23 protein-coding genes and 1 riboswitch are annotated in these 26,188 nt (G+C 43.9%); of the genes, 6 read left to right on the plus strand and 17 right to left on the minus strand.

Features of this window, described 5'->3' with window-relative positions; all coding sequences use genetic code 11:
* Positions 1-41: 41 nt before the first annotated feature.
* The 9 genes from G7035_RS03990 to desA form a co-directional block, all read right to left on the minus strand.
* The gene (locus G7035_RS03990; protein ID WP_019686228.1) at positions 42-929 is read right to left on the minus strand and encodes a MetQ/NlpA family ABC transporter substrate-binding protein; all 888 of its coding nucleotides are present in this window, start codon (positions 927-929) and stop codon (positions 42-44) included.
* A 43-nt stretch (positions 930-972) separates the two neighbouring features.
* Entirely contained in the window at positions 973-1,635 is a 663-nt protein-coding gene (locus G7035_RS03995; protein WP_016819857.1) for a methionine ABC transporter permease, read from the minus strand.
* Positions 1,625-2,650, minus strand: coding sequence for a methionine ABC transporter ATP-binding protein (locus G7035_RS04000; RefSeq protein WP_019686227.1), 1,026 nt, complete (start codon positions 2,648-2,650; stop codon positions 1,625-1,627). Before G7035_RS04000 ends, G7035_RS03995 begins: the two co-directional genes overlap by 11 nt.
* Positions 2,651-2,980: 330 nt before the next feature.
* Positions 2,981-3,982 carry a Gfo/Idh/MocA family protein gene (locus tag G7035_RS04005; RefSeq protein ID WP_019686226.1) on the minus strand — a complete coding sequence of 334 codons (1,002 nt, stop codon included), beginning with the start codon at positions 3,980-3,982 and terminating at the stop codon, positions 2,981-2,983.
* A gap of 191 nt (positions 3,983-4,173) precedes the next feature.
* Positions 4,174-4,815: a deoxynucleoside kinase gene (locus G7035_RS04010; RefSeq protein ID WP_017426248.1), complete on the minus strand. Its 642-nt coding sequence runs from the start codon at positions 4,813-4,815 to the stop codon at positions 4,174-4,176.
* Positions 4,815-5,435, minus strand: coding sequence for a deoxynucleoside kinase (locus G7035_RS04015; protein ID WP_016819853.1), 621 nt, complete (start codon positions 5,433-5,435; stop codon positions 4,815-4,817). Before G7035_RS04015 ends, G7035_RS04010 begins: the two co-directional genes overlap by 1 nt.
* A gap of 167 nt (positions 5,436-5,602) precedes the next feature.
* Positions 5,603-6,202 carry a response regulator transcription factor gene (locus G7035_RS04020; protein ID WP_017426246.1) on the minus strand — a complete coding sequence of 200 codons (600 nt, stop codon included), beginning with the start codon at positions 6,200-6,202 and terminating at the stop codon, positions 5,603-5,605.
* Positions 6,199-7,332 (minus strand): sensor histidine kinase, encoded by a 1,134-nt coding sequence (locus G7035_RS04025; protein WP_019686225.1) that lies wholly within the window; start codon positions 7,330-7,332, stop codon positions 6,199-6,201. Before G7035_RS04025 ends, G7035_RS04020 begins: the two co-directional genes overlap by 4 nt.
* Before the next feature lie 60 nt (positions 7,333-7,392).
* Positions 7,393-8,454, minus strand: a complete 1,062-nt coding sequence (gene desA / locus G7035_RS04030) for a Delta(5) desaturase DesA (protein WP_016819850.1) — start codon at positions 8,452-8,454, stop codon at positions 7,393-7,395.
* Between the two features lie 212 nt (positions 8,455-8,666).
* A riboswitch (ZMP/ZTP riboswitch) is annotated at positions 8,667-8,750 on the plus strand.
* A gap of 113 nt (positions 8,751-8,863) precedes the next feature.
* On the opposite strand from desA, the gene G7035_RS04035 reads away from it, so the two are divergent.
* The 3 genes from G7035_RS04035 (at position 8,864) to G7035_RS04045 (ending at position 12,087) form a co-directional block, all read left to right on the plus strand.
* Positions 8,864-9,730 (plus strand): bifunctional 5,10-methylenetetrahydrofolate dehydrogenase/5,10-methenyltetrahydrofolate cyclohydrolase, encoded by an 867-nt coding sequence (locus G7035_RS04035; protein ID WP_019686224.1) that lies wholly within the window; start codon positions 8,864-8,866, stop codon positions 9,728-9,730.
* Positions 9,727-10,365 (plus strand): cyclodeaminase/cyclohydrolase family protein, encoded by a 639-nt coding sequence (locus tag G7035_RS04040; protein WP_019686223.1) that lies wholly within the window; start codon positions 9,727-9,729, stop codon positions 10,363-10,365. Before G7035_RS04035 ends, G7035_RS04040 begins: the two co-directional genes overlap by 4 nt.
* A 219-nt stretch (positions 10,366-10,584) precedes the next feature.
* Complete coding sequence (locus G7035_RS04045; protein ID WP_019686221.1) at positions 10,585-12,087, plus strand: stalk domain-containing protein; 1,503 nt, start codon at positions 10,585-10,587, stop codon at positions 12,085-12,087.
* Between the two features lie 124 nt (positions 12,088-12,211).
* Here G7035_RS04045 and G7035_RS04050 read toward each other — a convergent pair whose 3' ends face one another.
* The 3 genes from G7035_RS04050 to G7035_RS04060 form a co-directional block, all read right to left on the minus strand.
* On the minus strand, positions 12,212-13,195 hold the full coding sequence (locus G7035_RS04050) for a phosphotransferase (RefSeq protein ID WP_019686220.1): 984 nt from the start codon (positions 13,193-13,195) through the stop codon (positions 12,212-12,214).
* Between the two features lie 168 nt (positions 13,196-13,363).
* A complete protein-coding gene (locus tag G7035_RS04055) occupies positions 13,364-14,356 on the minus strand; it encodes an ABC transporter substrate-binding protein (protein ID WP_019686219.1) in 993 nt (330 codons plus the stop codon).
* Positions 14,357-14,560: 204 nt separating this feature from the next.
* Entirely contained in the window at positions 14,561-14,941 is a 381-nt protein-coding gene (locus G7035_RS04060; protein ID WP_017426240.1) for a winged helix-turn-helix transcriptional regulator, read from the minus strand.
* Between the two features lie 142 nt (positions 14,942-15,083).
* Here G7035_RS04060 and G7035_RS04065 point away from each other — a divergent pair, with 142 nt between their 5' ends.
* Positions 15,084-15,758: an NAD(P)H-dependent oxidoreductase gene (locus G7035_RS04065; RefSeq protein WP_019686218.1), complete on the plus strand. Its 675-nt coding sequence runs from the start codon at positions 15,084-15,086 to the stop codon at positions 15,756-15,758.
* A gap of 116 nt (positions 15,759-15,874) precedes the next feature.
* Here the strand turns inward: G7035_RS04065 and G7035_RS04070 are convergent, their stop codons facing one another.
* The 3 genes from G7035_RS04070 to G7035_RS04080 form a co-directional block, all read right to left on the minus strand.
* A complete protein-coding gene (locus G7035_RS04070) occupies positions 15,875-18,745 on the minus strand; it encodes an S-layer homology domain-containing protein (RefSeq protein WP_019686217.1) in 2,871 nt (956 codons plus the stop codon).
* 420 nt (positions 18,746-19,165) lie between these two features.
* Positions 19,166-19,873 carry a hypothetical protein gene (locus G7035_RS04075; protein WP_016819843.1) on the minus strand — a complete coding sequence of 236 codons (708 nt, stop codon included), beginning with the start codon at positions 19,871-19,873 and terminating at the stop codon, positions 19,166-19,168.
* A 116-nt stretch (positions 19,874-19,989) separates the two neighbouring features.
* On the minus strand, positions 19,990-20,406 hold the full coding sequence (locus tag G7035_RS04080; RefSeq protein WP_019686216.1) for a MerR family transcriptional regulator: 417 nt from the start codon (positions 20,404-20,406) through the stop codon (positions 19,990-19,992).
* Positions 20,407-20,666: 260 nt separating this feature from the next.
* Here G7035_RS04080 and G7035_RS04085 point away from each other — a divergent pair, with 260 nt between their 5' ends.
* Positions 20,667-21,707, plus strand: a complete 1,041-nt coding sequence (locus G7035_RS04085; RefSeq protein ID WP_019686215.1) for an NAD(P)-dependent alcohol dehydrogenase — start codon at positions 20,667-20,669, stop codon at positions 21,705-21,707.
* Between the two features lie 215 nt (positions 21,708-21,922).
* Here G7035_RS04085 and G7035_RS04090 read toward each other — a convergent pair whose 3' ends face one another.
* Positions 21,923-23,305, minus strand: a complete 1,383-nt coding sequence (locus G7035_RS04090; protein WP_019686214.1) for an amino acid permease — start codon at positions 23,303-23,305, stop codon at positions 21,923-21,925.
* A gap of 487 nt (positions 23,306-23,792) precedes the next feature.
* Here G7035_RS04090 and G7035_RS04095 point away from each other — a divergent pair, with 487 nt between their 5' ends.
* On the plus strand, positions 23,793-24,557 hold the full coding sequence (locus G7035_RS04095; RefSeq protein WP_019686213.1) for an SDR family oxidoreductase: 765 nt from the start codon (positions 23,793-23,795) through the stop codon (positions 24,555-24,557).
* Positions 24,558-24,666: 109 nt separating this feature from the next.
* Here G7035_RS04095 and G7035_RS04100 read toward each other — a convergent pair whose 3' ends face one another.
* Positions 24,667-26,145, minus strand: coding sequence for a protein adenylyltransferase SelO (locus G7035_RS04100; RefSeq protein WP_019686212.1), 1,479 nt, complete (start codon positions 26,143-26,145; stop codon positions 24,667-24,669).
* Positions 26,146-26,188: the final 43 nt, after the last annotated feature.

Below are 26,188 nucleotides of genomic sequence, written 5' to 3' on the forward strand. Positions count from 1 at the left end.
TAGTTTTTATATGCTTCCAAGTTAACTTCTATCAGATATCCTTATTTCTTTTGCGCTTTAACATCCGCCACCAGCTTATCCAATGTAGCCTGCAGCTCCTCGGCAGACTGGTCTACTACGACATTAGCTCCTTTGGAATCCTGCTTTACAGCCTCGGCTACATCAGCGTCATGGTACAAATCCACGATCGTCTTGTAGGTCGCATTATCTTTATCCTCTGCACGGGCAGCAAACACGTTCACATATGGCTTCGCTTCTTCACTGCTTGCATCATCCTTGTAAATGGCTCCATCCAGCTTGAGCCCGGCATCCGTAGCAACACCGCTGTTCACGGCTGAGGCAGCTACATCAGACAAGACGCGCGGCGTCTGTTGGGCGACAACAGGAACAATCTCTAGCTTTTTGGGATTCCCTTCGATCTCATCTGGGGTCGGATACAGGCCTGAGCCTTGCTTCAATGTAATCAATCCGGCAGACTGGAGCAATTTCAAAGCCCGTCCCTGGTTGGAGGGGTCATCCGGTATAGCAATTTTGGAGCCAGTAGGAATATCCGATACGTTTTTGAATTTTTCGGAGTACAGCGCCATGGGAGCGATAATCGTTGCACCAATAGGGACGAGATTCACATCATTTTCTACATTAAATTGGCTGAGAAAGGCCAAATGCTGAAAGGAATTCAAATCTACCTCTTTATTCGCAAGTGCCTTATTGGGTAAGGTATAATCCGAAAAGCTGATCAGCTCAATTTCAATGTTTTTGGCTTCTGCTTTCTTCTTAAGCACATCCCAATACGTATCCTCTGATCCTGAAACCCCAATTTTAACATGTACTTTTTCATTACCATTGGAGCCTGAACCATTAGCTGAGCAAGCAGAAAGAACCGAGACACTAAGAATAGCCAGCAAACCTAAGCGAAATATTTTTTTCATTTTCATTTCTCCTTTATCATTATGTATAATCCTTGTTTTCCAATTAACGACGTAGGAATTTACGAGACAAGTAGTTCCCCGCATATTGGGCGACCTGTACAAAGACGATCAGCAAAACAATCGTGACGATCATAACCGAAGTATCGAATCGTTGATAACCATAGGTCATGGCCAGATTCCCGAGACCCCCTCCGCCCACAGTGCCAGCCATAGCAGAGAAATCGATCAAGGCCACCGTAATAAACGTCAAACCAAGAATTAAAGGTCCCAGTGCTTCCCGAATCAGCACACCCGTGATGATCTGAAAGGGAGTTGCCCCCAGCGCCTTGGCTGCTTCGATCATCCCTGGATCAATGGAGACCAGATTGTTTTCTACAATTCTTGCAACTGCAAAGGCTGCTACAATAGTCATTGGAAAAATAGCTGCCGAGGTGCCAATCGTAGTTCCTATGACTAAACGTGTAACCGGACTAATCGCCACTAAAAAAATAATAAACGGAATCGGGCGAATGATATTAATCAGCAGGTTTAAAGACATAAACACAAATTTGTTCTCAAACAAGCTCCCTTTACGTGTCACATACAGCACTAAACCAATCATAAGTCCCAGAATACTAGCAAAAATCAGCGTGACAACAACCATCAAAAGCGTTTCCCCTGTAGCCTCCACGATTTTGAGCCAAAACGTATCCCAATTAACTCTCATGATCGACCACCTCCCTGACTTCCACCGTCGTTCGCAGTTCCTCCACGACCTTGTTAACTTCATCCTCTGCACCGATTAATTCAACAATTAAACTTCCAAACAGCGCCCCCTGCAGCTCATTAATGCTTCCATATACAATGTTGTAATCCAGATTATACTTACGTGTCGCTCTTGAGAGCACTGGTTCACTTGTCGCCCCATCTCGAAAAACAAGTCTGTACAATCGGCCGACGTGATGCTCCCGAATCTTGTCCAGCAGCTTGGGTGAGAGTTGGTCATTCAGTACAGAACGAATAAAATTTTTCGTCGTCTTCGTCTGTGGATTGGCAAATACATCGAATACACTCCCTTGCTCAATCACCCTACCATTCTCCATTACTGCCACACGATCACAAATACTACGAATCACATTCATTTCATGGGTAATGAGCAAAATGGTAATCTGATAATCCTCATTTACTTTTTTCAGCAGCTTCAATATGTCTTCTGTCGTTTCCGGATCGAGTGCTGAGGTCGCTTCATCACAGATCAGAATATCAGGCGAATTCGCCAGTGCTCTGGCAATGCCGACCCGCTGCTTTTGCCCACCAGATAGCTGCTCTGGATAGGAATCCGCTTTGTCCTCCAATCCAACAAATTGTAGCATTTCCTTAACACGGACATCGATCTGAGCCTTAGGCAGTTTAGCCAGTTTTAGCGGATAAGCCAAATTCCCGTACACAGTACGAGAGTTAAACAGATTAAAGGTTTGGAATACCATCCCGATCCGCCTTCTTAAATTCCTCAGCTCCTTGGGACGTATCTGGGTAATATCCTGATCATTAACGACAATCCGTCCCTCTGAGGGACGCTCCAGTAGATTGACAAGCCTCAGCAGCGTACTTTTGCCCGCACCACTAAAGCCAATCACGCCGAAAATTTCTCCCTTTCCAACCGATAGCGATACCTCTTCCAGTGCACTTACCTTGCGATTGGGTAAGGAAAATATTTTGCTAACTTGCTCAAACTTTATCAAACCGCTTCCCCCTTGCGCCTACAATTGATGTATTCCTCCATTTTATTTAGTAATCCTGTTGATTTAATCGGATTTAAAACTTAAAAAAACTCCCTAATCTTCGTGGACAAAAATGGGATAATTTAACTGATATTGATCATGTATTGTTAACACCTTAAGACATGAAAGAGAATCTGTCAATAAAAAAAGAATACAATCTGCTTACTCTCGTCATCACCATGGATTACCTTTTTAGACCTACAAAGCCAAATAAGGCTAACCGTATATTTGCAAAGTTATGCAAAATCGGCAGCCTTTTGTGCATTGTTAATCTTGATTATGCGCCACAGACTAATGTGCAGAAGTATTTTTCAAATCCGCTTCATAACGAAGGCCAAATTGTTGTCTTGCCTCCTCCATCACTTCAGCGACTGCCAGTGAACACTCCAAAGAGTTAATAGAACTGTTGCGTTCCCCACTCTTGATCAGATCCATAAATTCCTGAATTTCATAATACATGGGCTCACGCGTCTGAGCCTTGGTCAAATCCTCAATCGTGCCGTCCCGATAATGAATTTTCACCTCATAGGGCTGGCTGATTTTGTCGATCACCATCGTTCCATACTCACCCTGAATTTCGGCAGGCAAATAGGAATCTGTAATTTTGGAATGCATGACGATCGCATCCATATCCGGATACTTCATTACGATGCTGCCCTCGCCGTCGACCCCAGAGGATAACAGCACGCCCACCGCTCGGATCTCATCCGGTTTGCCGAACAATGCCACCATCGGATACAAACAATACACTCCCAGATCCATCAAGGAACCATTTGAAAAAGCCGGATTAAAGGCATTCAGCACCTTACCCTGCTTAAAAGCATCAAAGCGTGAAGAGTATTGACAGTAGCTTGCAAAATAACGCCGAACCCGGCCTATTTTATACATATGATCCTTTATAATTTTAAAGTTGGGCATAAGCGTGGATTTAACAGCCTCCATCAACAGAACATCGTTGTTGCGCGCGGCTTTGATCATGCTCTGCACCTCTGCTGCATTAGAAGCAAAAGGCTTCTCACACAGCACATGCTTTCCATGGTTCATACATAAGATCGCTTGCTCTGCATGTAAGGAATTAGGACTGGCAATGTATACGGCATCCACCTGATCACTTGCAGCCATTTGCGCCAGATCTGTAAAAACCTCTGGCTGGCTGCTATATTTATCAGCAAAGGCTTGGCCTTTCTCCTCTGTTCGTGAGTACACCGCAGTCAGGGAAAATTCGTCTGTCTCTATCGCAGCTTGAATAAATCTTTCCGTTATCCAGTTCGTTCCAACGATACCAAAACGCATCACAGTATCCCATCCTTTCCCGTGAGTCATTACAATTAATATATGTTCCTATTCTCGCATTCCAGCCAAGACTTGTCCACTATACTGCCTGTCATCCCTCATACTTCCACATATTAAAAAAGACTGCGGTCTATCAGCTTAATTTATACTGATTGTACCACAGTCCTTGTATGCTTTTTGGGGTTATATCTCTACTTTGTGGAGATTACCTTGCCCACTTCTGTCAAAATGGCATCCATGGAGGCAGGGTCATGTACATCGTACTCATCAATGTTTAGACGCAGTACAGGACAGGCATCAAATTCGTTGATCCAATTGGAATATCTGCGATGCATTTGCTCCCAATAGGATCGCTCGGTCTGAATCTCCATTTCGCGGCCGCGTTCTTCGATCCGACTCAGTATGGAGGGCAAGCTGCCTTCCAGATAGATCAGCACATCAGGGTGCGGAAAGAACGGGGTCATGACCATCGCCTCAAACAGGCTAGTATATGTTTCGTAATCGGTAGGGTTCATTGTTCCCTGATCGGCATGCATTTTCGCAAAAATGCCTGTATCCTCATAAATGGAACGATCCTGCACAAAACCTCCACCAGACAAGAAAATGTTCTTTTGCTCCTTGAAGCGTTCCGCGAGAAAATAGATTTGCAGATGAAAGCTCCATCGTTCGAAGTCGTGATAAAACTTCTCCAGATACGGATTATGATCGACTTGCTCTAACGAGGTTTTAAAACCAAGACGACTGGCCAAAGCACCTGTTAACGTGGATTTACCTACACCTACCGTACCCGCTACCGTAATCAGGGCATTTGCAGGAATGTTGTAATTATTCACTATATAAGCTCCTTTACATCGGAAACAATTTGTTCAAATTGTGCCTGGTTTTCTACAAAATCAATTTCATTCCCGTTCACGGTCAATATACGTGGGGCAGGTGACTGTTCGGCGAGAAACTGAATGCCTTTATCATAATCCGTAATCAATTGCTCCAGATAGGCAGGGTCCATCTCCTGTTCAAAGGAGCGTCCGCGCTTACGGATTCTGCTCAGCAACGTATCCAAATCTGCTCTAATATAAACGATAATGTCCGGCTTAGGCATATCATCGGTGAGCAAATGATAGATTTGGCGATATTTTTCGAGTTTTACACCTTTAAGTGTACGTTCAGCAAAAATCAGATTTTTATAGATATGGTAATCTGAAATCACAGGCTGAGCTTTCTCGATATATTGCAGGCCAGTATCCTCTAGCTGCTTATACCGATTGCAGAGAAAGAACATTTCCAGCTGAAAGCTCCACTCATCTATATTTTGATAGAATTTATCGAGAAACGGGTTTTCCTCGACAATCTCTTTGATCATCGGCAAATGTAGCTCGGTTGAAAGCATCGAAGCCAACGTCGTCTTGCCGGCTCCAATCGGCCCTTCAACGGCTATAAACGGGGCTTGTTTCATGCGGTTCTGCTCCTCCTTGTACTCCGGGTCCATCCTGTGGACAACTATCCTATTGTATCACAAGGAAGTACGCTAGAGGCATAGCAAATCTATGGATAAAACAAAAAAACAGAGCAGCTATGTTTGGATTCATAGCGCCCTGTCCTGCTTAATATTTTGTCTGTCTCTCATTTAAACCAACCTTTTTCATTAAAACGTGTAATGGCCTCAATCCGGTTGCTGACACCCAGCTTATCGAGAATGACTGAAATATAATTCCGCACTGTCCCTGTTGTTAAATACAGTTCACCAGCAATTTCTTTGGTGTTCTTTCCGTCAGCAATAAGCGCCAAAACGGTCTTTTCACGCTCAGTCAGCGGGTTGACCTCGGCGTAAGCATCATCAACCAGTTCTGGAGCGTAAATACGCCGACCTGCCATAATACTGCGAATGGAGGAAGCCAGTTCTTCACTGGGACTATCCTTGAGTAAATAACCGTGTGTGCCCGCCTTAATCGCTCGTTCAAAATACCCGGGGCGAGCAAACGTTGTTAAAATAAGCACCTTGCAATTCAAGCCTTTGAGTTCCTCTGCCGCATCCAATCCGCTCTTGATAGGCATTTCGATGTCCATAATGCATATGTCTGGCTGATGCAGCTTCACCAGTTCTATAGCTTCTTCCCCGTTGCTTGCTTTTCCGACTACTTTCATGTCTTCTTCCAAGTCCAACAGGGAGGCTAGAGCACCCAGCAGCATACGCTGGTCTTCTGCGATGACGATTCGAATCATGGCCCCACCTCCTCATTCGGCTTTTCAGTGATGTTAGGCACTTTAATGACCAGGGTCGTTCCCTGATCTGAACGCAGTTCCATACATCCGTTCACGAATTCGAGCCTTTCCTTCATGCCTTGCAGACCATTTCCCCGAAGAGCCCCATATTCTCCAGTAATGCCGACTCCATTATCCTGAATCCGCAGGGTCAATTCCTTACGAGACGGCTCAATGGTGATGGAGCAAGCGGTAGCTCCACTGTGTTTCACTACATTGGTTACGGCTTCCTTCATACACATACTCAGCACATTTTCATTCATTAATGACGTATGCTCCAGCTTCGGGTCGCCCTCCAAGGTCAGTTCGATGTGAGCAGCCTTTAAAATTTGCCGAATACGCAGCAGTTCATCTTCTAGTCTCATGCCGCGCATTTGAGTAACCATTTCTCGTACTTCTTTTAACGCACTTCTCGCCGTAAGACGAACATCGTTAATTTCGGCATGAGCCCGTTCCGGGTACTGGTCCAGCAGCTTGCCCGCCAAATCGCTCTTCAGTCCAATGAGTGACAGCTTCTGACCCAAGGTATCGTGCAGGTCACGCGCGATTCTTTGCCGTTCCTCCAACTTAATCAATTCCGATATTTTTTTATTGGCATCCTCCAATTGGACCTGAAGTCGATCACTTTTGTTGCGATTAAAGTTCGTAATCGGCAGGAGGATCACACCAATCAGATTGAGCAGGATAAAAGGAATCTGCTTAATGAATACAGGATTTTGAGAAACAAACCCGTAATTAATTAATCCAATCGTAATCACCATTAAAATAATATACAGCGTCGTAAATGCAGCCTTACTTTTCATATTACCAATCAGATAAGCGATAAATATGGAAAAGTACATATAGCTAAATAGCAGCGTCATCGTAATCGATATAGCAATCTGCACACTGGTCCAAAAGTATATGAGCCAGCCTTGAGAGACAAAAGCCAGTACATAACAAGCAAAAAACACCAAAATAATAGCAGTTCCCAGAATAATATGACTTGTAGATGAAGAACTAAAATAATAAAAGGGCAGGATATAAAAGACAACCCACACATAAGGGCTAAGTCCCGTATTTCTTTGGAAAATCTGATACCACTTTTGCATCCTGCCACCCTTTTCTACTTTAGATACCCCTTATTTTATCATACCAATTTCCGTACAACGTTATTTTCGTTCCGTGCCTACAACAGGCGTAGGGATTGGCTTTGAAGTGCCAACACGTTTGCTAAGCAGCGGCTTTACTTGTTTAAAGGTCAGAAAGGTCTTTGTACTTTCATCCCATAGTCGGAACTTCAAAGATTCCAGACTGCTACTCACCGTAATCGTGGTCGCCTTTTGCAGCAACGGTGTCGCTTCATGCGCTTTCTCCAAATTGTAATTTGGTACTTTCGGGCTCAAGTGGTGGACATGATGAAAACCAATATTACCTGTAATCCATTGCAATACTTTAGGAAGCTTGTAGTAAGAACTGCCCTCGACGGCCGCATTAATATAACTCCACTCTTCATCATGCTCAAAATACGAATCCTCAAACTGGTGTTGCACATAGAACAGCCAGATTCCCAACATACCAGAGACAAAAAAGATAGGCGTCTGTACCAGAAGGAATGCCTGCCAACCAATAGCCCAGCACAACAGTGCATACAATGCAACAATGGATATATTCGTCACATAGGTGTTTATCTTTTCCTTACGTTTGGCTGTCTTGACATTAAACCGATAGGAAATCAAAAAAGTATAGATTGGACCTAGACCGAACATAACCCAAGGATTTCGATATATACGATAGGCCAGCCGTGTCCATGTGGAAGCTGCTGTGTACTCTTCTACTGTGAGCACCCACATATCACCTGTGCCTCTTTTATCCAGATTACTGCTGGTTGCATGGTGGATCGCGTGACTATTTTTCCATTGGTGATAAGGGCAGAGCGTAATAATACCTGTAATCGTTCCCACAATATCGTTCAGCTTGCGACTTTTGAAAAAAGATTGATGACCACAATCGTGAAAAATAATAAACGTCCGTACCACAAACCCTGCCGCAATAATGGTAATGGGAAGCGTCAGCCAGTAAGAAACCGCTAGGCTAAGATAAGCGGCATACCACAATAGGATCAGCGGTCCCAAGGTATTGAACAGTTGCAGAACGCTGGATTTCGTGTTTATTTTCTCGTAGGGAGCCATATTTTTTTTCAATTGAGCTAACGGAAGTTGTGTCATACCCATTATGATCCTCCTTTAAAATGCAGCCCATACCTTAATCCTGTCAGGCGTACATGTTGATCTAAGCTCAGTATAAGGAGACCGCTGTATCTGCTGTAGTCATAAACGTCAGTTCGGGCATATGACATTTGTCATATAGACAACTAACCAAACCTGTTTGGCAAATGTTCACGGGTTTCTTTTCTGCTGTTTTTTTGTTAAAATATAAGGTATATAACGCTGTATGTGACTGGCGAAGTCAGTGGAATGAACCACGAGGGAGCATACAATCAAGCGTACCGTTCGCCTGGGAGAAGTATTTGCAGAGGATTCGTCTGTCTTGACGACCTTGTGCAAATACTTTTTTTCGTTTTCTAAGACCATGACACCCTGTTGATTCCATTATGCGATAAATTCAGAGGAGGCTCGGACTATGGCTATTATCATGAAATCCAAAGAAGCAGCTGAGCAAGTGTATGCAACGATCCGTTCCCAAGTAGAGCAAATGAAACAGCAAGGACACCGTCCCCATCTGGCAACCCTGTTGGTAGAGGGTGATCCGGCATCTGCATACTATGCACGGACCAAGCAAAAAATAGCAGAGAAGCTGGGCATCTCATTTCATCTCCATACTTTTAATCGTCATGTAAGCGAAGCCGAGCTTCTGCATCTGATCGGCACCTTAAATGATGCATCCCATGTACATGGCATTATGCTGGAACTCCCGCTTCCGCAACATCTTTCTGCCTCCGTTATTAAACAATCCATCGCCCCCTACAAGGATATTGATGGAATTACGCCTGATAACAAGCTGGCTACCGTTACGGGTGACGCAGGGCTATACCCCGCTACACCTCAAGCCTGTATTGAACTGCTCAAGCATTACGGCCACTCCTTGGCAGGCAAAAATGTCACACTCGTGGGCATCGGGCAAACAGTGGGACTTCCCCTTTTCCACATGCTGCAAAGAGAAAATGCCACCGTCACCGCCTGTCATGCAGGTACGCGTGATATTGCAGAGCATCTGAGCCATGCAGACATTGCCTTCGTCGCAGTCGGATGTCCTGATGTGATTACGCAGGATATGGTTCATCCAGGTCTGATTCTCGTGGATGCAGGAATTAATGAGACGCTGGAGGGTAAAATTGTGGGGGACGCTGCTCAGGACGTTGTAGAAAAGGTACATGCCATTTCTCCCGTTCCCGGCGGTGTAGGCACCTTAACGACCGCAATTTTGTACAAAAACTTGCTCAAAGCGATACATCTGCAACATTACTCCAGAGAGGTGGTTTATTCATGAGTGAACTGTCGTGGAACCAGTCCATCGGACATTTTCTGAAAGAAGCTGCAAGTGCAGCGCCTACCCCTGGTGGAGGAAGTGTATCCGCGCTGGCTGCGGCACTAGGCGCAGCGATGACCTCCATGACCGCCAACCTTTCACAAGGAGAAAAATACACGCAATTCCGTGAACAAATGGTGCAAGTCATTAGCAGTATGGAAAGATTGTCTACGCATTGTGAGGAACTGATGGCCGCAGACATCCAATCCTTTGAACAGTACATGACCGCGCTGCGTTTGCCCAAAGAAACAGACGAAGAAAAGCGCTATCGTACCCATTCCTTACAAACAGCTGTGATTGCTGCCATTGAAGTACCTATGCGCCTGCTGGAAGTATGCCGGGACGGACTATCACAAGCCTACAATATTGTGGAAATATCCAATAAAAATGTGATCTCTGATCTGGGCATCGGTGCGATTTTGCTTGAAGCAGCCGCTCAATCCGCCCTGCTCACCATTGATATTAACCTTGCCTCGCTAAAAGACTTGGATGTCAAACAATCCTACGAAGCCAAAACAGCCACAATCCTCCGTGAAATCGGACAAATTAAAGAGCAAACCTTGTTGACCGTACGCAGTCGAATCGCAAGTAGTTAGCTCATACTGCGCTCTAGCTGTGCTAACCCATATATTCTACCTACTTGCTAACAGAAATAACCTCCAAATCCATCTCTATTCGTTGGGTTTGGAGGTTATTTTATTGCAATTCATTATATTTGGAAAACTTTTCTATACTTTCTTCGTCTATGGATTAGGGATATTCTTTAAGATTACTTTTTCTCTTATACACATTGATCAAGAAATGAGGAAAATCGTATGAAAAGACGTGGTCTATTACTCAGTATAATTACGTTATTACTGATCAGTCCCAGGGTGTGGGCGGCCGGAAATGATTCTACATCGCATATTCGCTCCTATGATTCCGGAAGTCTGATCCAATCCGATGGAAGCTTGTGGCTGTGGGGCTATAATCAATCCGTACCGACTCGTGTAGAGGGTAAGCCAAACGTAATAAAAACATTCTCTAATATCATCAACGAAGGCGATCTGGTATTTACCTTGCAAGACCACTCTGCATGGTATGTGCCTAGAAACAACATTTCTGAATCTGTGAAGTTTGTTCCTCTGGAAGGACTACAGAACCTCGCTGCTGTAAGTAGTTTGAATGATCATGTACTCGCTCTGACCAACGAAGGCAGCATATTTCTCGCTGATCAACTCGACAACAGAAACATCTCCAGTCCTTTTCAAACCCTGTCTGGCATCGACGAGGTTGCCGATATAGTCAGTTACTATGAAGAAAGACCGGATTATGAGGAACGCTGGATATTTCTTAAGAAAGACGGCAGTGTATGGAAAAACACAACAGCCTTACAGGGCTTCGAACCTATTTCACCATTAAAAGACATTACGGCAATTGCTAAAAATATAGCCTTAAAAAAGGATGGTACCGTGTGGACGTGGCCCAAAGAATTTGATAAAAATGCAGCTCCGTCCGAAACGCTAGCCGTATCACAAATTCAAGCCTTATCGGGCATCAAGACAATCAAGGCTAATAGGTATTCCAATCTCGCCATTGATCAGCAAGGTCGGCTATGGTTCTGGGGGGCTACAGTTACAGGTGCCTTAGACAATACGACCTATCACAACACGAATATCCCTGTACTGCTAACAGGAGTACAGGACGTTAAAGACGCCTTTTTCGTTGAGCGCTCCCTTCTTGCTCTAACCACTGCTGGTAATGTATATGTTGCATCTCTAGATGGCGAAAAATTATCCTCCCATGTCCCTTTTACATTACTTGTTCAAAATATTCAAAGCATCAAGGCAGGCCCACGGCACGTCATCATGCAAAAGGCAAACGACGCACTGTGGGGCTGGGGTGTTAACAAACACGCGCAACTCGGCATAGGCGATTATGAATTTCTTTATAATACGCCAGTTCCTGTACAAAAGCCGATTCTCGTCCGTCTCAACAGTACACCTGTCCCTCTAAGCAACGGTGTGATTACCCGCAATGGGCAGGCGTTTATTCCCCTGCGTTCTGTTTTTGATCAACTGGGGGCCGACATCACTTATGATTTCAACAGCAAAATAGCGAAAATGAATCAGTCCAAGGCGGGAGACCATCCCGTCTCTCTAGAAATTAATTTTAAAACCAGCCAAACAAAAGTGAACGGTAAATCTGTAGAACTCACTAATCCGCCCTTCATGGTGAACGGTATTGGTTATCTTCCACTGAGGCTCATCAGCGAGACACTGGGAGCCAAGGTAGATTGGATACAAAAAGAAGATACTATCGTAATTACGACGAAATAATATATAAAAGACCAGTCCAAACATGATTTATGTTGGACTGGTCTTTTATTGCTATATACTGCGTGTAGTATGCAGGAAGTCTTACTCGTTTTGTTTGACGCTTTGTTTTCTATCTCTGTAAGCTCTACATATCTGCTAATAAGTCAGGCAGAACTTTATAATTTCTAGCAAGCCAGTTCATTTCTTTAGCGAATCGGATAGGCACAGAATGTTCGTCCATATTGACGTTGATCCACCAAACACTTTCCATATACCACAGCCATTGTAATGATCTTGTTAAACTGCCCTCTATCATCGTACGCTCTTCCCTGTACCCCGCCATAAATGCTGAAACAAGGGGAAGTTTTAACTGCTTATCCCAAGCAAAAGACATGACTGCTCGGGCAATATCCAACTGTGGATAGTCATAATCTAGTCGATCAAAATCCAGAATTGCACTGAGCATATCATTGTTAAACAGGACGTTGTCCGCCCAAAGGTCACGATGGGCCCAACCGGGCGTAAGTGCATCTATCATCTCGATATTAACCATTTCTGTTGCTTTACGCTGGGTTTCGATATCAGCCAAAAGCTCTTTTTTATCAGCTTCCTTCGCTTGTTTCCATACTGAATCCCAATGTGCTAAACGTTCCTTACGGCTGGAAAGCACAAGTTTCGGGGTATTTTTGCTCCTAAGCGTACCGTCGTTTAACAAGCAGTGCATTTTTCCAGTTGCCTTGCCTAGCTCATATAATTGGTAAACATTAGCCTTCCCTGGTGCAACCAGTGTACCTGGACAAAATTCCATCACTAGGAAGCGTTCTCTCCGTTCAGATTCCATAAAAACCTGCCCCTCATGATTTAATAACCGTGGACAGGCCAGACCAAGCCCGTGCAATCTTTTTTGTTGAGAAAACGCCCTCAAAAGATCATCAAAATTATAATATTTATATCTTTGTTTATTATATTGTTTTAATAAAAAAGTCCCATTGTTCGTGGCGATTTTCCATTTTAGATTTAACCACCCTCGTTGGATGGGCACAGATTCAATTATATTTAAACCGAAAAATCGATGAAATGTTTCCATTAGATCAGCCTGAATGATTTCATTTGTTGAGAATGTTTCCAATAGACTCCCTCCTTTCTAATTTGCGTAAATTACTCCTTGAAAGATCACATATTTGCTTATTATACTTTGTGTTGTCATTTTTCGTTATTCAGTAATTCAACAAAAAAAGCACCTCACCGCGGTCTGTTGTCCGTGTAGTGAAGTGCTTATTCCAGGTGAATCTCACACCTATTTTTTAACTTTATTTTCTTTCTCTCTTTCAACCAGCATATCCACAATCATATCAATCTGTCCGGTAATAGCGATCGGATCATAGCGATAGTACGTATCAAAATCATTAAAGAACACTCTATTATTCTTCACCGCAGGCAGATTGCCCCACACAGCGGACGATTTCAGTTGCTTAAGCGCGGTTCCCTTTTTGTCTGGATCATAGGTTGTCAGGAACATGTAATCTGCGTCATACTGCGGCAGTACCTCCATTGAAAGCTGTACAGTTTGTTCCTTGGAATTAGCTGTCTTCTTCGGCATGTTCAGTTTGAGCGCATTGTATACGGCTTGTCCGCCTCGTCCTGCATTGTCGCCAAAGATCCAAAGTGCGTTTTTGTCCGTCAGCTCATACAACCCGAAAGTTGCCTTTTCGTCAATAACACCTTTCAGACGAGCGCGGCCTTCAGCAGCCTTTTTATCAAAGGCGGCAATAAATTGCTCAGCCTTCTCCTTTTCCCCAGTGATATCGCCGAACAGCTTGACCGTATCATAGATATTAGTCGTGGTGCCGTACGGAATATACAGGGTAGGTGCAATTTTAGACAAAGCTTCATAATTCGTATCCTTCATAACCACAATCAGATCGGGTTTGAGTTCCAGCGTCTTTTCCAAATTGGTAGGATCACCCACCTCTTTGGTTCCTTTTTCCTTTAGCAAATCAGTCAGAAAAGGATTTTGAAACGCAGTCGGCTCCACCCCCACCACGTTAGCACCCACGGACAGCAGCTCTCCGCCGTAAAAATCCGTTACAATACGCTGTGGCTTAGCGGGAATCTGAATATCCCCTTTAACCGTTTTAAAGCTTCTCGTCTCTCCAGTAGCAGTGGATTCTTGCTTATCTCCTGAAGTTGAAGCGGTATTACCTTCAGTGTTATTTCCGCCGCATGCGCTGACAAATACAGACAATACAAGCATCAAAGTAGCCAGCATAAATATCGATTTTTTCCTCAACCTATTAGCCCCCTATGTAATATGGTAATAGCCTTATACCATCATGATAATGATTATCAATATCGTAAGAAATATATCAAGCGTCATCCTTGCTGTCAACTGCAAAGCGAACTTTTTATTATTTCACTTTTAAAATAAAAAGACCTGCCAAAATGATGGCCAGGTCTTTTGGATGCGGCTGCTTCTTAAACCTACAAATTGGGGCTAGGTTGCTGAAGGGCTGCTTTCCGGTGATCGCTGTTTTGTTTTATATTCTTCTCCCCAATCCTTCATCAGATTAATAATCGGGATGAGTGTTTCTCCAAACTCGGTGAGAGAGTATTCAACCTTAGGCGGAACCTGCTGGTAGACTTCACGATGAACGACACCGTCCTCTTCCAGCTCGCGCAATTGGAGTGTCAGCATACGCTGGGTAATTCCCGGGCAGATCCGCCGAAAATCACTAAATCGCTTAGTCCCATACATGAGATGGTATAAAATAATCCCTTTCCACTTGCCCCCAATCACATCCAACGTGTACTCAACAGGACACGCCTGATCATTCCCAGCGGTACATTCACCAAAACCGCCTTTCCGATTGCGCATTGGCCCTTCTCCTCCTTGGTATCATTTTATATACTACAGCACATTAATGTGCGTACTTCAAAAATGGTCATGTATATTCTAATATTAGTCATGCACTTAGTAAGCGTCAATTTCAATCACAACCATAAGGAGTGGAATCACGATGGAAATCTTAACAACCACTAAAGATCAAATCTTGTCTGCATACAAGTTCAGACATGCTACAAAAGAATTTGATAATCATAAGAAAATTAGCGATTCCGATTTTGAGTTTATTCTTGAAACCGGTCGTTTATCCCCAAGCTCGTTTGGCTTTGAACCCTGGAAATTTGTTGTCGTCCAAAGTAAAGATATGCGTGAGAAGCTGCTGCCCTATTCTTGGGGGGCCACAAAACAGTTGCCAACAGCAAGCCATTTCGTACTTATTCTCTCCAGATTGCCTAAAGATATGGTAGCTTCATCCGATTATATCAAGAATATGATGGTAAACGTGCAGCAATTACCTGCTGAAGTGATGCAAGGCAAAGAGAAGGTATATGACGCCTTCCTAAAATCAGATTTTGCGCTTGAGGAAAATGAAAGAGCTATGTTCGAGTGGGCATGCCGACAAACCTATATCGCACTGGGCAATATGATGACTGCCGCAGCTCAAATCGGCATTGATTCCTGCCCTATTGAAGGTTTTAATAAACAAGAAATTGAACGCATCCTCTCCGAAGAAGGCATTATGGATGCCGAGCATTTCGGTATTTCTTGTATGGTGGCTTTTGGATACCGCCTGAACGAGCCGCGCGACAAAACTCGGCGACCTGTAGATCAGATTGTGGAGTGGGTATAAAGCGCGGAATATCCTTATTAAAAACAAAGGGCGCTCCAAGCCATTTCCATGGGCTAGGGGCGCTCTCTTTACATAAAGCTATAGTTCCTAAAAGTGTTGTCACTTCATAATAACGCCTACTGATAATTCACTTCTTCCACGAAATAGATTTCCTTCAAACGAGTTTTCACACGCTGAATTTCATCTACTGTTAAAGGAGCCGTTGGACATAGCTTGAAGTTCCTTCCAGTGACATAGCTTACGTCCGTGTGACTATTTTCCGGGCTGTAAGCCAGCTTCGGAACCGGTTTTGAGGTATAATCGGTAAAGTCAATAATGGACCAAGCCGCATCTCCATCCTCTTTGGATAAAATAATCCGCTGTGAGGCATTTTCAGTCCACAAATAGCGCAGATTTGCCGGTGAATTATTGGAATCCATAGCCGTCTTTATTCCTGAACCTCTAAACATAAGCGTAAACTCAGTATGATCATTATTAGCTCCTGCTACCGATTCATAAATCTGTTTCAGCCCGTCAACACCCACAATCTCGACCTTGCGATCAAGCGGGAAATGATTCACAAAGTTCTCCCATATTGGACCCATGTTATGGGTGTTGGCAAGTGCGTTGATGTCCAAAATAATAGACAAGTAGTTTACCGTATTTATACGTTGATAAGGGTTATCCAAATATTGCTGTACTATATACAGTTGTGGTGCCGCATCCGTCTCCGTCACATAGGGATCACCCGGATGAAGAGTCCAGCGTGAGGAATCTTTCGTATAGCGTGATCCAATTGGATCAATCGTAACCGAGTTCATGAATACGGTACCGCTATTATCAGCAATTCCTTGTGCGGGAACAATCGGATTGTCCTTATGGGACCAGTAAGGCATCAAAGGTGAGCCCTCACCATACATACCGTTGACATTATATTGTGTAGCCGACCATCCCATCGCCGATGTAATCCGATAGTGATCCTTAAGCCATTGAGTCTGTTCGGGATTCACCGTAAAGCTGGTCAATGATTTCGGCAGATACTTCCGATATTGGTCTGTATCCATGCTTTCAAACACGGATGGTGATCCCATCGAACCAGATTGGTGCAGCTCATTGAATGCATTATAACGATACATATACAGCCACTCATCCATCTTTGCTTCCCAAACAGGAAGCCCGGGCTCGGACTGGTTCGGGTATCCCGCCAGAATCCCAACTTCATCTCCATACTGATCGACGAATGCCAGAACCTGTTCAAGCTGCGGCCGATTCGCTTCTACAAAAACAAATCCGTTTTGCATCGCCCATGTCACTTTAATGTTGGGACCAAAGTGATCCATCAGCAATTGACGAGATTGCTTGATTTGATCTACGGTAGTTGCGCTTCCCTGCAGCATGATGGAGACAGCAAAGTATTGTTTTTTACGTTCCCCGGGTTCTACCGTTAATTCCGCATCGGATGTGAAGAGAATCCCTTGGGATGGAGACTCAACTGTGATTTTTAATGGAATAACCGAGTTCACTGCTGGAATCAAATGCAGGTTGGCAATCTTTCCATCCTCTTCAAATATTCCTCTGGAATCCTTTATCCGAAGTATCAAGTCTGATGGCAGCATTTCAGGAGCTATAATCTCTCCTTTAGCATTACGAAATACGTAGGACATTTTCCAAGCAGCCGGATCTAAAGCTGCCGCCTCTGAAATGGTATACGTGGCCAAGTATACAGACCTGATTACGTTCGGTGGCTCTGCCGGCGGAGTCTTCCCTTTTACGATCAGCTTGGTCTGAGCTGTAAGAACCCGATAAGGTTTTGCAATGGTGACCTTCATTTCTACCGGAATGAAGCTGTCCGCAGCCGGTATATTTTCGGGATGTGCGATTTTCCCTTGTACATCAAAGACACCTAACCCATCACTAAATGTGTACGTAACACTTGTGACACTGGCAGCAGGAATGCTTACTGGTCGTCCTTCATTGTATAGCTGAAAGGATAGCTGATACGAAGGGTACGTTTCCGGCTGATTTACTAGCTCCTGCGCCTTGATTACGACTTCATCGACCAAAAAATCCGAAGAGTGGTCCGGTGGAATCACCGATGGGTCAACCGGAATTATTGGTGGTTTGGGATTAGGCACCGGTGGTGTGATTGGCGGTTCCGGTTTCGGCTCCGGTGGTGTCACCGGAGATACTGGTGAATCAGGCCTTGGGCGATGCCTTTTAGGCTCATCAATTTCCAAATTCACAGGTTGTTGCCTAATTTCCGGTGTCAAATCGACCGCAATCTTCTGCGATTCTTGTTGGCTGGTCGCCTGAGGCAGCGTTGCAGCTCCATTTCCTAATGACTCCAGCAAACGCTTGGCACGTTCTTTCAGAACGTCACCGCCTAACCATATCCGATAAGCAACCAGCGTGGCGTCCTGCCGACTCACAGACTCTTTAGGGTGGAAATAATGATTTGTATCCCCCTCAATCAGTTCCAACCGTTCCATCAGCCATACGCTCGTTTGTGCATAATTTGATATATTAGGTTGATCCACAAAACTGGATATACCAGCATATCGGGTATCATCAGTAACACCAAAATACCGGGCATACCAAACGGCCATATCCTGACGAGTCATATTGTGCTTGGCACCGAATAATTGATCACTAATCCCTTTCGTAATGCTTTCTTCCTGCAAGGCCTGTACATAAGGTAAAGCCCATGGTGACACATCCCGAAAAGAAGTTACGCCTCTGTTATTCGATGTTCGCTTTAAGGTTTTAGCGAAAATGCTTGCCCATTCCTGACGCGAGATAAAATGTAAAGGTCGAAAGCTCCCATCCTGATAACCCGTAACATAACCTTGAGCAGCCATGGCCTCAATCGCATCCGCTGCATAGGAATGTTCGATATCGTTAAAGGCTCTGTCCGCAAAAACAGGCGCACTATGTATACAGAACAACCAGACAGCCAGTAAACCAGCCATGTAATGCCTAATTTGTTTTAACTTTTTTTCATAATTCATTATTTGAGATCATTACACCTCCTTTACGAGATAGCACTGGGCCACTTTCACCTGTACCTTCATATCAATTTTGAAAATCATCCTCTTTTGTTTTCAAACGGTTTTTCATTACTGTTAACACCAAACTGTATATACTTGAATTATCGGAATAATCTCCCTAGGATTGAAGAAAGCCAGCAAAAAAAGTGGTTTGAGCAATCTGCTGTCCTGCTCTTTCACCATATTTTTTTAAGCCTTAATTCCCTATCACTAAACAATGGTTTTCATTGGCAATTAAATACTTATCACCTTTTGGGCCTATCATTTTAATCATGTACACATAAATAAAAAAAGAGATGACATCTGTATCCGCATTCGTCTGAATACAAAATGTTATCTCATTTTTTGTGTAAGATACACTTATTAAGTCCTGGCTGCTCGTTAATCCTTTTTCAACTCAGAACCCTTATAAATATAAAAGTAGCCCTTTAGAGTTCCGTTTTGCGGATAAGCAGCAGGATCTTTGTCTTTTATTTGACTTACCCACTCTCGATTTATAAGCGTAGAGGGTCCTTCCTCAACTAGTGCTTCAGCAGACATTCCCGTGATTGATTGTGCTGTGCTGGACCATAATGTAACTAAGTAGACATCGTTAGCATTAAAATGATAGCGTCCTTCACTTGGAGTTCCCTCATAAAACAGCTCAGCCAAAGAAGCAGCCTCAGATCCTCTCATAAAAATTCGAATCTCATCAGTTCCGTTCCATGTATGAGGAATTCCGCCTTTTGGATTCACGTATTCTACAATTGCTGGCTCCTTATCGGTATTAAAATCAACAATCGCATAATGATAAACCTCATCCGTTACACTTTTGGTTGCAAATTCAGTTATTTTATCTGTTTGATAGCCACTGAACTTTCCATACACATTTGGAGTTTTGCCAATAGCAGCAAGGGCCTTTTCCTGATCCATAGATCCGGCTCTACCAGCTACTGGTGTCAGCCTGTAGGTCTTGATTTCAGTCCCCTTGTACTGATCCCAAGTGTATTCGTAATAATATTTTGCATAAGATATTCCACTGTTCCAGCCTACAGATACCAGCATGATAATACCTAGCATGAATACTACTGGCCATTTTTTCAACTTCATACCCACAACCTCTTTTCTTCATATACACTCAAATCATCATTAGAATTATAGCTTTTCAATAATTCTACTAACAGTTAAATATTAGAAGGAAGTGTGGATAAATTATGTCTTTTCTGTTAGTTAGTCATGTGACTCCCTATATTATTGTTTTTATGAATATTTTCCGTTCCGGCATCCAATGCAGTTTTGTAATATAAGCATTTATGTTCAATAACCTCCATTGTTTTTCTTAGTTCCTCCATTTGTGCTTCTACAGTCGCTTTTCGTTCCAAAAACATGTCATATCTTTGTTGTAGTGTGGAATCTCCCCCAGAACACCAATCAATGAAATTTTTAATTTCTTTGATCGGCATTCCGGTGGATTTTAGACATTCAATTATTTTTAAAGCGTCAATATCGGATTCTTTAAATAATCTTGTTCCGCTAGATGTCCGTTCTACAAAAGGCATAAGTCCCTCCTTGTCGTAGTAACGCAATGCATATGCTGTAAGATTCAATTCTTTAGCAACTTCGCTGATCGAATATGTCTTCATCATGTATCTCCTATCCTTAATGATATAGACTTCGAGTTAACTCTAGGTATAAAGGGATTCTATCAAGCTATTGGTTGAGTGTCAAAGTCCCCTAGCATAATTTTTTAAAAGGAATATAGGTAGTTGCTTGACTTAGAGTTAACTATAAGGATTAACATTGATCTGCAAGAGGAAAACTTCAATCGACTTCACTTAGTTTTCACTTTGTATTCAATACAATTACTTTCTCTTGAAAAATATAAGTAATTAGGAGGCTATTTATGATTACTGCTAAAGCACGAGCTGTCGACGGCCCAGACAAACCGTTTCGAGCGGCTGAAATTAAACGACGGGATCTTGATTCACATGATGTATTGATTGAAATTAAATATGCTGGCATATGCCATTCTGACATCCACACTGCTCACGGCGAATGGGGACCCGTGAACTATCCTCTTGTACCTGGACATGAAATTGCAGGGATTGTTACGGATGTAGGAGCTGAAGTTACAAAGTACACAGTTGGTGACCGGGTAGGAGTTGGCTGTATGGTTGATTCCTGTGGCGAATGTGAGAACTGTCGTAAAGGAGAGGAACAATACTGCCTTAAAGGAAACGTCCCTACCTACGCTGGTGTTGACAAATACGGCGAGCCTACACAAGGCGGGTATTCTACCCACATTGTCGTAACTGAGGATTTTGTAGTAAGAATTCCAGATAATATTGAGCTTGACGTGGCTGCTCCATTACTTTGCGCAGGTATTACGACTTATTCGCCGTTAAACCACTGGGGAGCTGGCCCAGATAAGAAAGTGGCAGTTGTGGGTATGGGAGGCCTTGGCCATATGGCTATCAAGATCGCACATGCTATGGGTGCTGAGGTAACCGTTCTATCACAAACATTAAAGAAAAAAGAAGATGGCTTGCAATTTGGCGCGGATCACTATTATGCCACAAGCGAGCCAGAAACATTTGAAAAACTGGCTGGACGCTTTGACTTGATTATTAATACGGTAAGTGCCAACATCGATCTGAACGCTTATTTTGCACTACTCACTCTTGACGGAACTTTGGTGAACGTCGGTGCCCCTGGCGAGCCGATGTCACTCAATGTGATGTCCCTTATCGGACATCGCCGTTCATTTGCAGGATCAATGATAGGAGGCATCCGCGAGACACAGGAAATGCTGGATTTCTGTGCGAAACACAATATTGTTCCTAAAATTGAAGTGGTATCAGCTGACCAGATTGACGAAGCCTACAAACGAGTATTAGCATCTGATGTGAAGTACAGATTCGTGATTGACATTAGCACAATGTAAGCTAGGTAAATCAATAAGTTGTAAAAGCAGTTTTAATTTGAAGGTGTCTCCAAGTATAGCTTGGGGATACCTTCGCTTTATTTTGCAATGATCACACCCTTCTGTAGCTCACTCACAGCCTTCCCATTGCTCTATTCCTCTTCATATAAAAAGAAAAGCCGAGTGCAACTCAGGACATCTGAATTACACTCGGCAAATACTACATCTTGAGCAGCCTATTCGTGTTTCTCTAATTCTTCAATTCTCTGCCGCTTTCCTATGCCAAAGACAAAATATCCAACAACGACGATCGCCATGAATGTTGCCCCGACAATCAACGACAAGCGTGTATCCGGATTAAACCACATTCCAACGATTACCAGCAACAAAAAGATAATAGTGATGTAATTACTGATCGGGAAAAAACGAGACTTAAAATTATGATCTTCCATTTCGTTTTTCCACTTTTTCCGGAATTTAAATTGACTGATGGCTAATGCAAACCACGGTACCATACCCGGGAGAACACTAGCGCTGTAAATATACAAAAACAGTTTGGAATCAGGCATTAGGTAGTTAAATAACACGCCTACCAGTAGCAATGAAATGGTCGTTATTATACTATTTCTAGGGACACCGCTTGCGGAAACCTTCCCGAAGAACTTAGGAGCTTGTCCGTTCTTAGCCAATGTATATAACATTCTGCCCGCACTATAAATACCACTGTTGCAACCTGACATCGCAGCTGTAAGTACAACAAAGTTAATAATACCCGCAGCAGCTACAATTCCCACCTTGGCAAAAGTCAGAACAAACGGGCTGCCAATCTCGCCAATTTGGTTCCAAGGATAAATCGTAACAATGACAAAGATTGCCCCTACGTAAAAAATCAGAATACGCCAGATGATGTTTTTAATAGCTTTTCGCAGGGTCATTTTCGGATTTTCTGCTTCACCCGCTGTAATGCCTACCATCTCAATCCCCTGGTAAGCCGCCGTTACAATACATAGTGCAAATAGGAACCCTTTTAACCCTCCTGCAAAAAAACCACCATGGCTGACTAGATTGGATAGACCTATCGGTTGTCCGCCGTTACCGAGGCCAAAGAAGATCATCCCCGTACCAACTACTAGCATGAAGATAATAGCGATAATCTTAATCATCGCAAACCAAAACTCAAATTCTCCATAGAATTTCACAGCCGCTAAATTGGCCAGCGCAATAATAATTACACCTGCCAAAGCCGGCAACCATTGCGGGATATCCGGGAACCAGTAGCCCACATATACCCCAATCGCAGTGACCTCCGCCATTCCTACAGTAACCCATAAGAACCAATAGCTCCAAGCGGTCAAGAAACCGGCCAAAGGGCTGATGTATTTATGAGCAAAGGTAGCAAATGAGCCCGTCACCGGTTCAAGAATCAGCATTTCCCCCATGATCCGCATGACAAAAAACATAATAATCCCAGCTAAGAGATAAGCCAACAGCACCGAAGGACCTGCCCATTTTATCGTACTTGCCGATCCCATAAACAAGCCAACGCCAATCGTGCCTCCAAGCGCAATCAACTCAACGTGTCGTGGCTTCAGCCCTCTCGTTAATTGTTTCGATTCCAAAAGAACGCTCCCCTTCGTATATGTTCGTCATCAAATGCTAATGATCCGGAAAACTGCCCCCAAACATTATTAATTTTCAGACTGACGTGGTTGATCGAACGACTACACAGTAGCTCCACGATTCATAAATATACAAAGTCAACCACGTCCTATTTGCCGTCCAAACCTTACTGTTTCTAAGACCGAGTCCGTAGCATTAGATGCATTGTATGACAAAAAACGTCTAAATACAACTGCTAATTAGCAGACATTTTTAGACATGAAATGGAAAGGAAGGAGATTCATTTTACTGAACATTGGTCAATTCAATGTAATGCATTAGAGCGTTGAAGATACTTGTTTTTTCAATGATAAATATCACGATATTAAGCTTGTTTAAAGCCTATATCCATACAGTGTAAAACATAAGCTCCGAATGAAAGAGCAACATTTCAAACATACCCTTGTGATATAACTATGCATGAATTCCAAACAAGGAGATGAAGACATGAGTAAGTTAAAAGGTCAAATCGCTTTAGTAACTGGTGCAAGTCGAGGAATCGGTCGTGGCATTGCATTACGTCTGGCTCGGGAGGGGGCCATTGTCGCAGTACACTACGGAAAAAGGCATAGAGAAGCAGATGAGGTGGTTCATCAAATTGAGCAACTTGGAGGGGCTGCATTTACGATTGGTGCTGACTTCAGTGCCCTGAACGGCATTCATGATTTATATGCGAAATTGGATGAAGCGCTTCGGGAATGTACAGGCGATAATCGGTTTGATATTCTCGTCAATAACGCTGGAATAGGTCAAATTGTCCCTCTGGAAGAGACAACAGAAGAATCTTTTGACGAAGTCATGAACATGAATGTCAAAGCACCTCTTTTTGTTACCCAGCAAGCTTTGCCGCGTCTAAAAGATGGAGGCCGCATTATCAATCTCTCATCGTTTGTTACACGCGTGGCCTCCCCTAGTGTTTTCGCATATAGCATGTCAAAGGGGGCCATCGACACACTAACGCACGTTTTGGCTCATCAACTTGGGAGCCGCCATATTACCGTCAACGCCATCCAACCAGGCATTATCAATACAAAGATGAATAGCGGAACCTTACAAGATCCTGACGGGCAGAAATTTGCCGCTGGCCTTTCGACCTTTAAACGTTGGGGAGAGCCTGAAGATGTTGCAGATATAGCTGCCTTTCTTGCCTCAACGGATAGCCGCTGGATAACGGGTCAATTGATTGATGCAAGTGGTGGATCTCATCTGTAAATGAACAGATTCAAAATAAAAACAAAATGCGTTGGTGAGAGAGAGTCGTTCTTCTCCACCAACGCATGAAATACGTTATCAGCCAATTGTTCAACATGACTACTACAGATCAGGTACCGCAAAATGTTCGGTAAGGACAAGTGGATTCCTCAGGCAATGTAGAGTAAATTTCCTGTTCGGTAGAATAAGCATAAGGGTTCGAAAGAACTTCAAGAAGCTGCTCCATCACTCGGTAATCTTCTCGTTCCACCGCAGCCTCCAGTGCTTCTTCTACCCGATGGTTGCGCGGGATAATTGCGGGATTGCTGTTGCGCATCAGCTGATGTGAGGAGGCTTCGGATTCCTGCTGTCTGTCCAGCCTCGCCTGCCACTGCTCGTGCCACGGGGTAAAATCCGCCGTGCTGAACAAAACCGTATCCTCCAGCTTGTTTAAAGTGAGGGCACGGAAGGTATTGGTGTAGTCCGCGCGATGCTTCTGCATGATTTTAAGAAGATCCTCAATAAGGGACTCATCCTGCGACTCTTCGTTAAAGATCCCCAATTTGGCCCGCATTCCCGCAAGCCAATGATGGCGAAACATGTTTGCAAAATCTGAAATTGCATCCTCGGCCATTTTGACAGCCTGCTCTCTGTTGTCATGCAGCAGTGGCAAGAGGGTCTCCGCCAATCTCGCGAGATTCCACGCAGCGATATGCGGCTGATTGACATAAGCATAGCGGCCCTGCATGTCGATGGAACTGAACACCGTCTCAGGATTATAGGTATCCATAAAGGCGCAAGGACCATAATCAATGGTTTCTCCGCTAAGGGTCATATTGTCGGTATTCATCACTCCGTGAATAAAACCCACCAGCTGCCATTGAGCGATCAGCTTCGCCTGACGCTTAATCACTTCCTGAAGCAGTGAAAGGTAACGGTTTTCGTCATTGGCAACTTCCGGATAGTGTCGTTCCAATGTGTAATCAGCCAGAGTCTGCAGATCTTGGGACGTGCCCCATGCTGAGACATATTGAAAGGTGCCGACGCGAAGATGACTGGCAGCCACACGAGTCAGAATGGCACCGGGCTGCTCTGTTTCCCGGACGATCGCCTCACCCGTGATTACCACCGCCAAGCTGCGGGTGGTAGCGATACCTAGCGCATGCATCGCTTCGCTGATGATGTATTCGCGGAGCATCGGCCCAAGTGCCGCACGGCCATCACCACGACGGGAGTACGGCGTTCTGCCTGAGCCCTTGAGCTGAATATCAACCCGTTTGCCCGAGGGAGTGATCTGCTCGCCGAGCAGCAGAGCACGGCCGTCTCCTAGCATGTTAAAATGCCCAAATTGATGTCCTGCGTAAGCTTGAGCAAGAGGCGTAGCACCCTCGGGAACCTGATTGCCGGCCAATATCGCTACGGCATCATCTCTTTGCAGAGCATTTTCGTTCAAACCCAGTGAGACTGCCAACGGATGATTTAAAATGATCAGCTTTGGTGAGCGAACAGGATTTGGATTGAGCTTCGTAAACATGGATTCCGGCAGACGAGAATAACTGTTGTCGAAGTTCCACCCTATTTTATCAGCTATTTCTTTTTTCTCCGTCATAGTGTCTCCTTTTCTGCTGTGGTATCTTGGATTTGCCCATTTT

It is taken from the genome of Paenibacillus polymyxa (genome assembly GCF_015710975.1).
Classification (GTDB): Bacteria; Bacillota; Bacilli; order Paenibacillales; family Paenibacillaceae; genus Paenibacillus; species Paenibacillus polymyxa.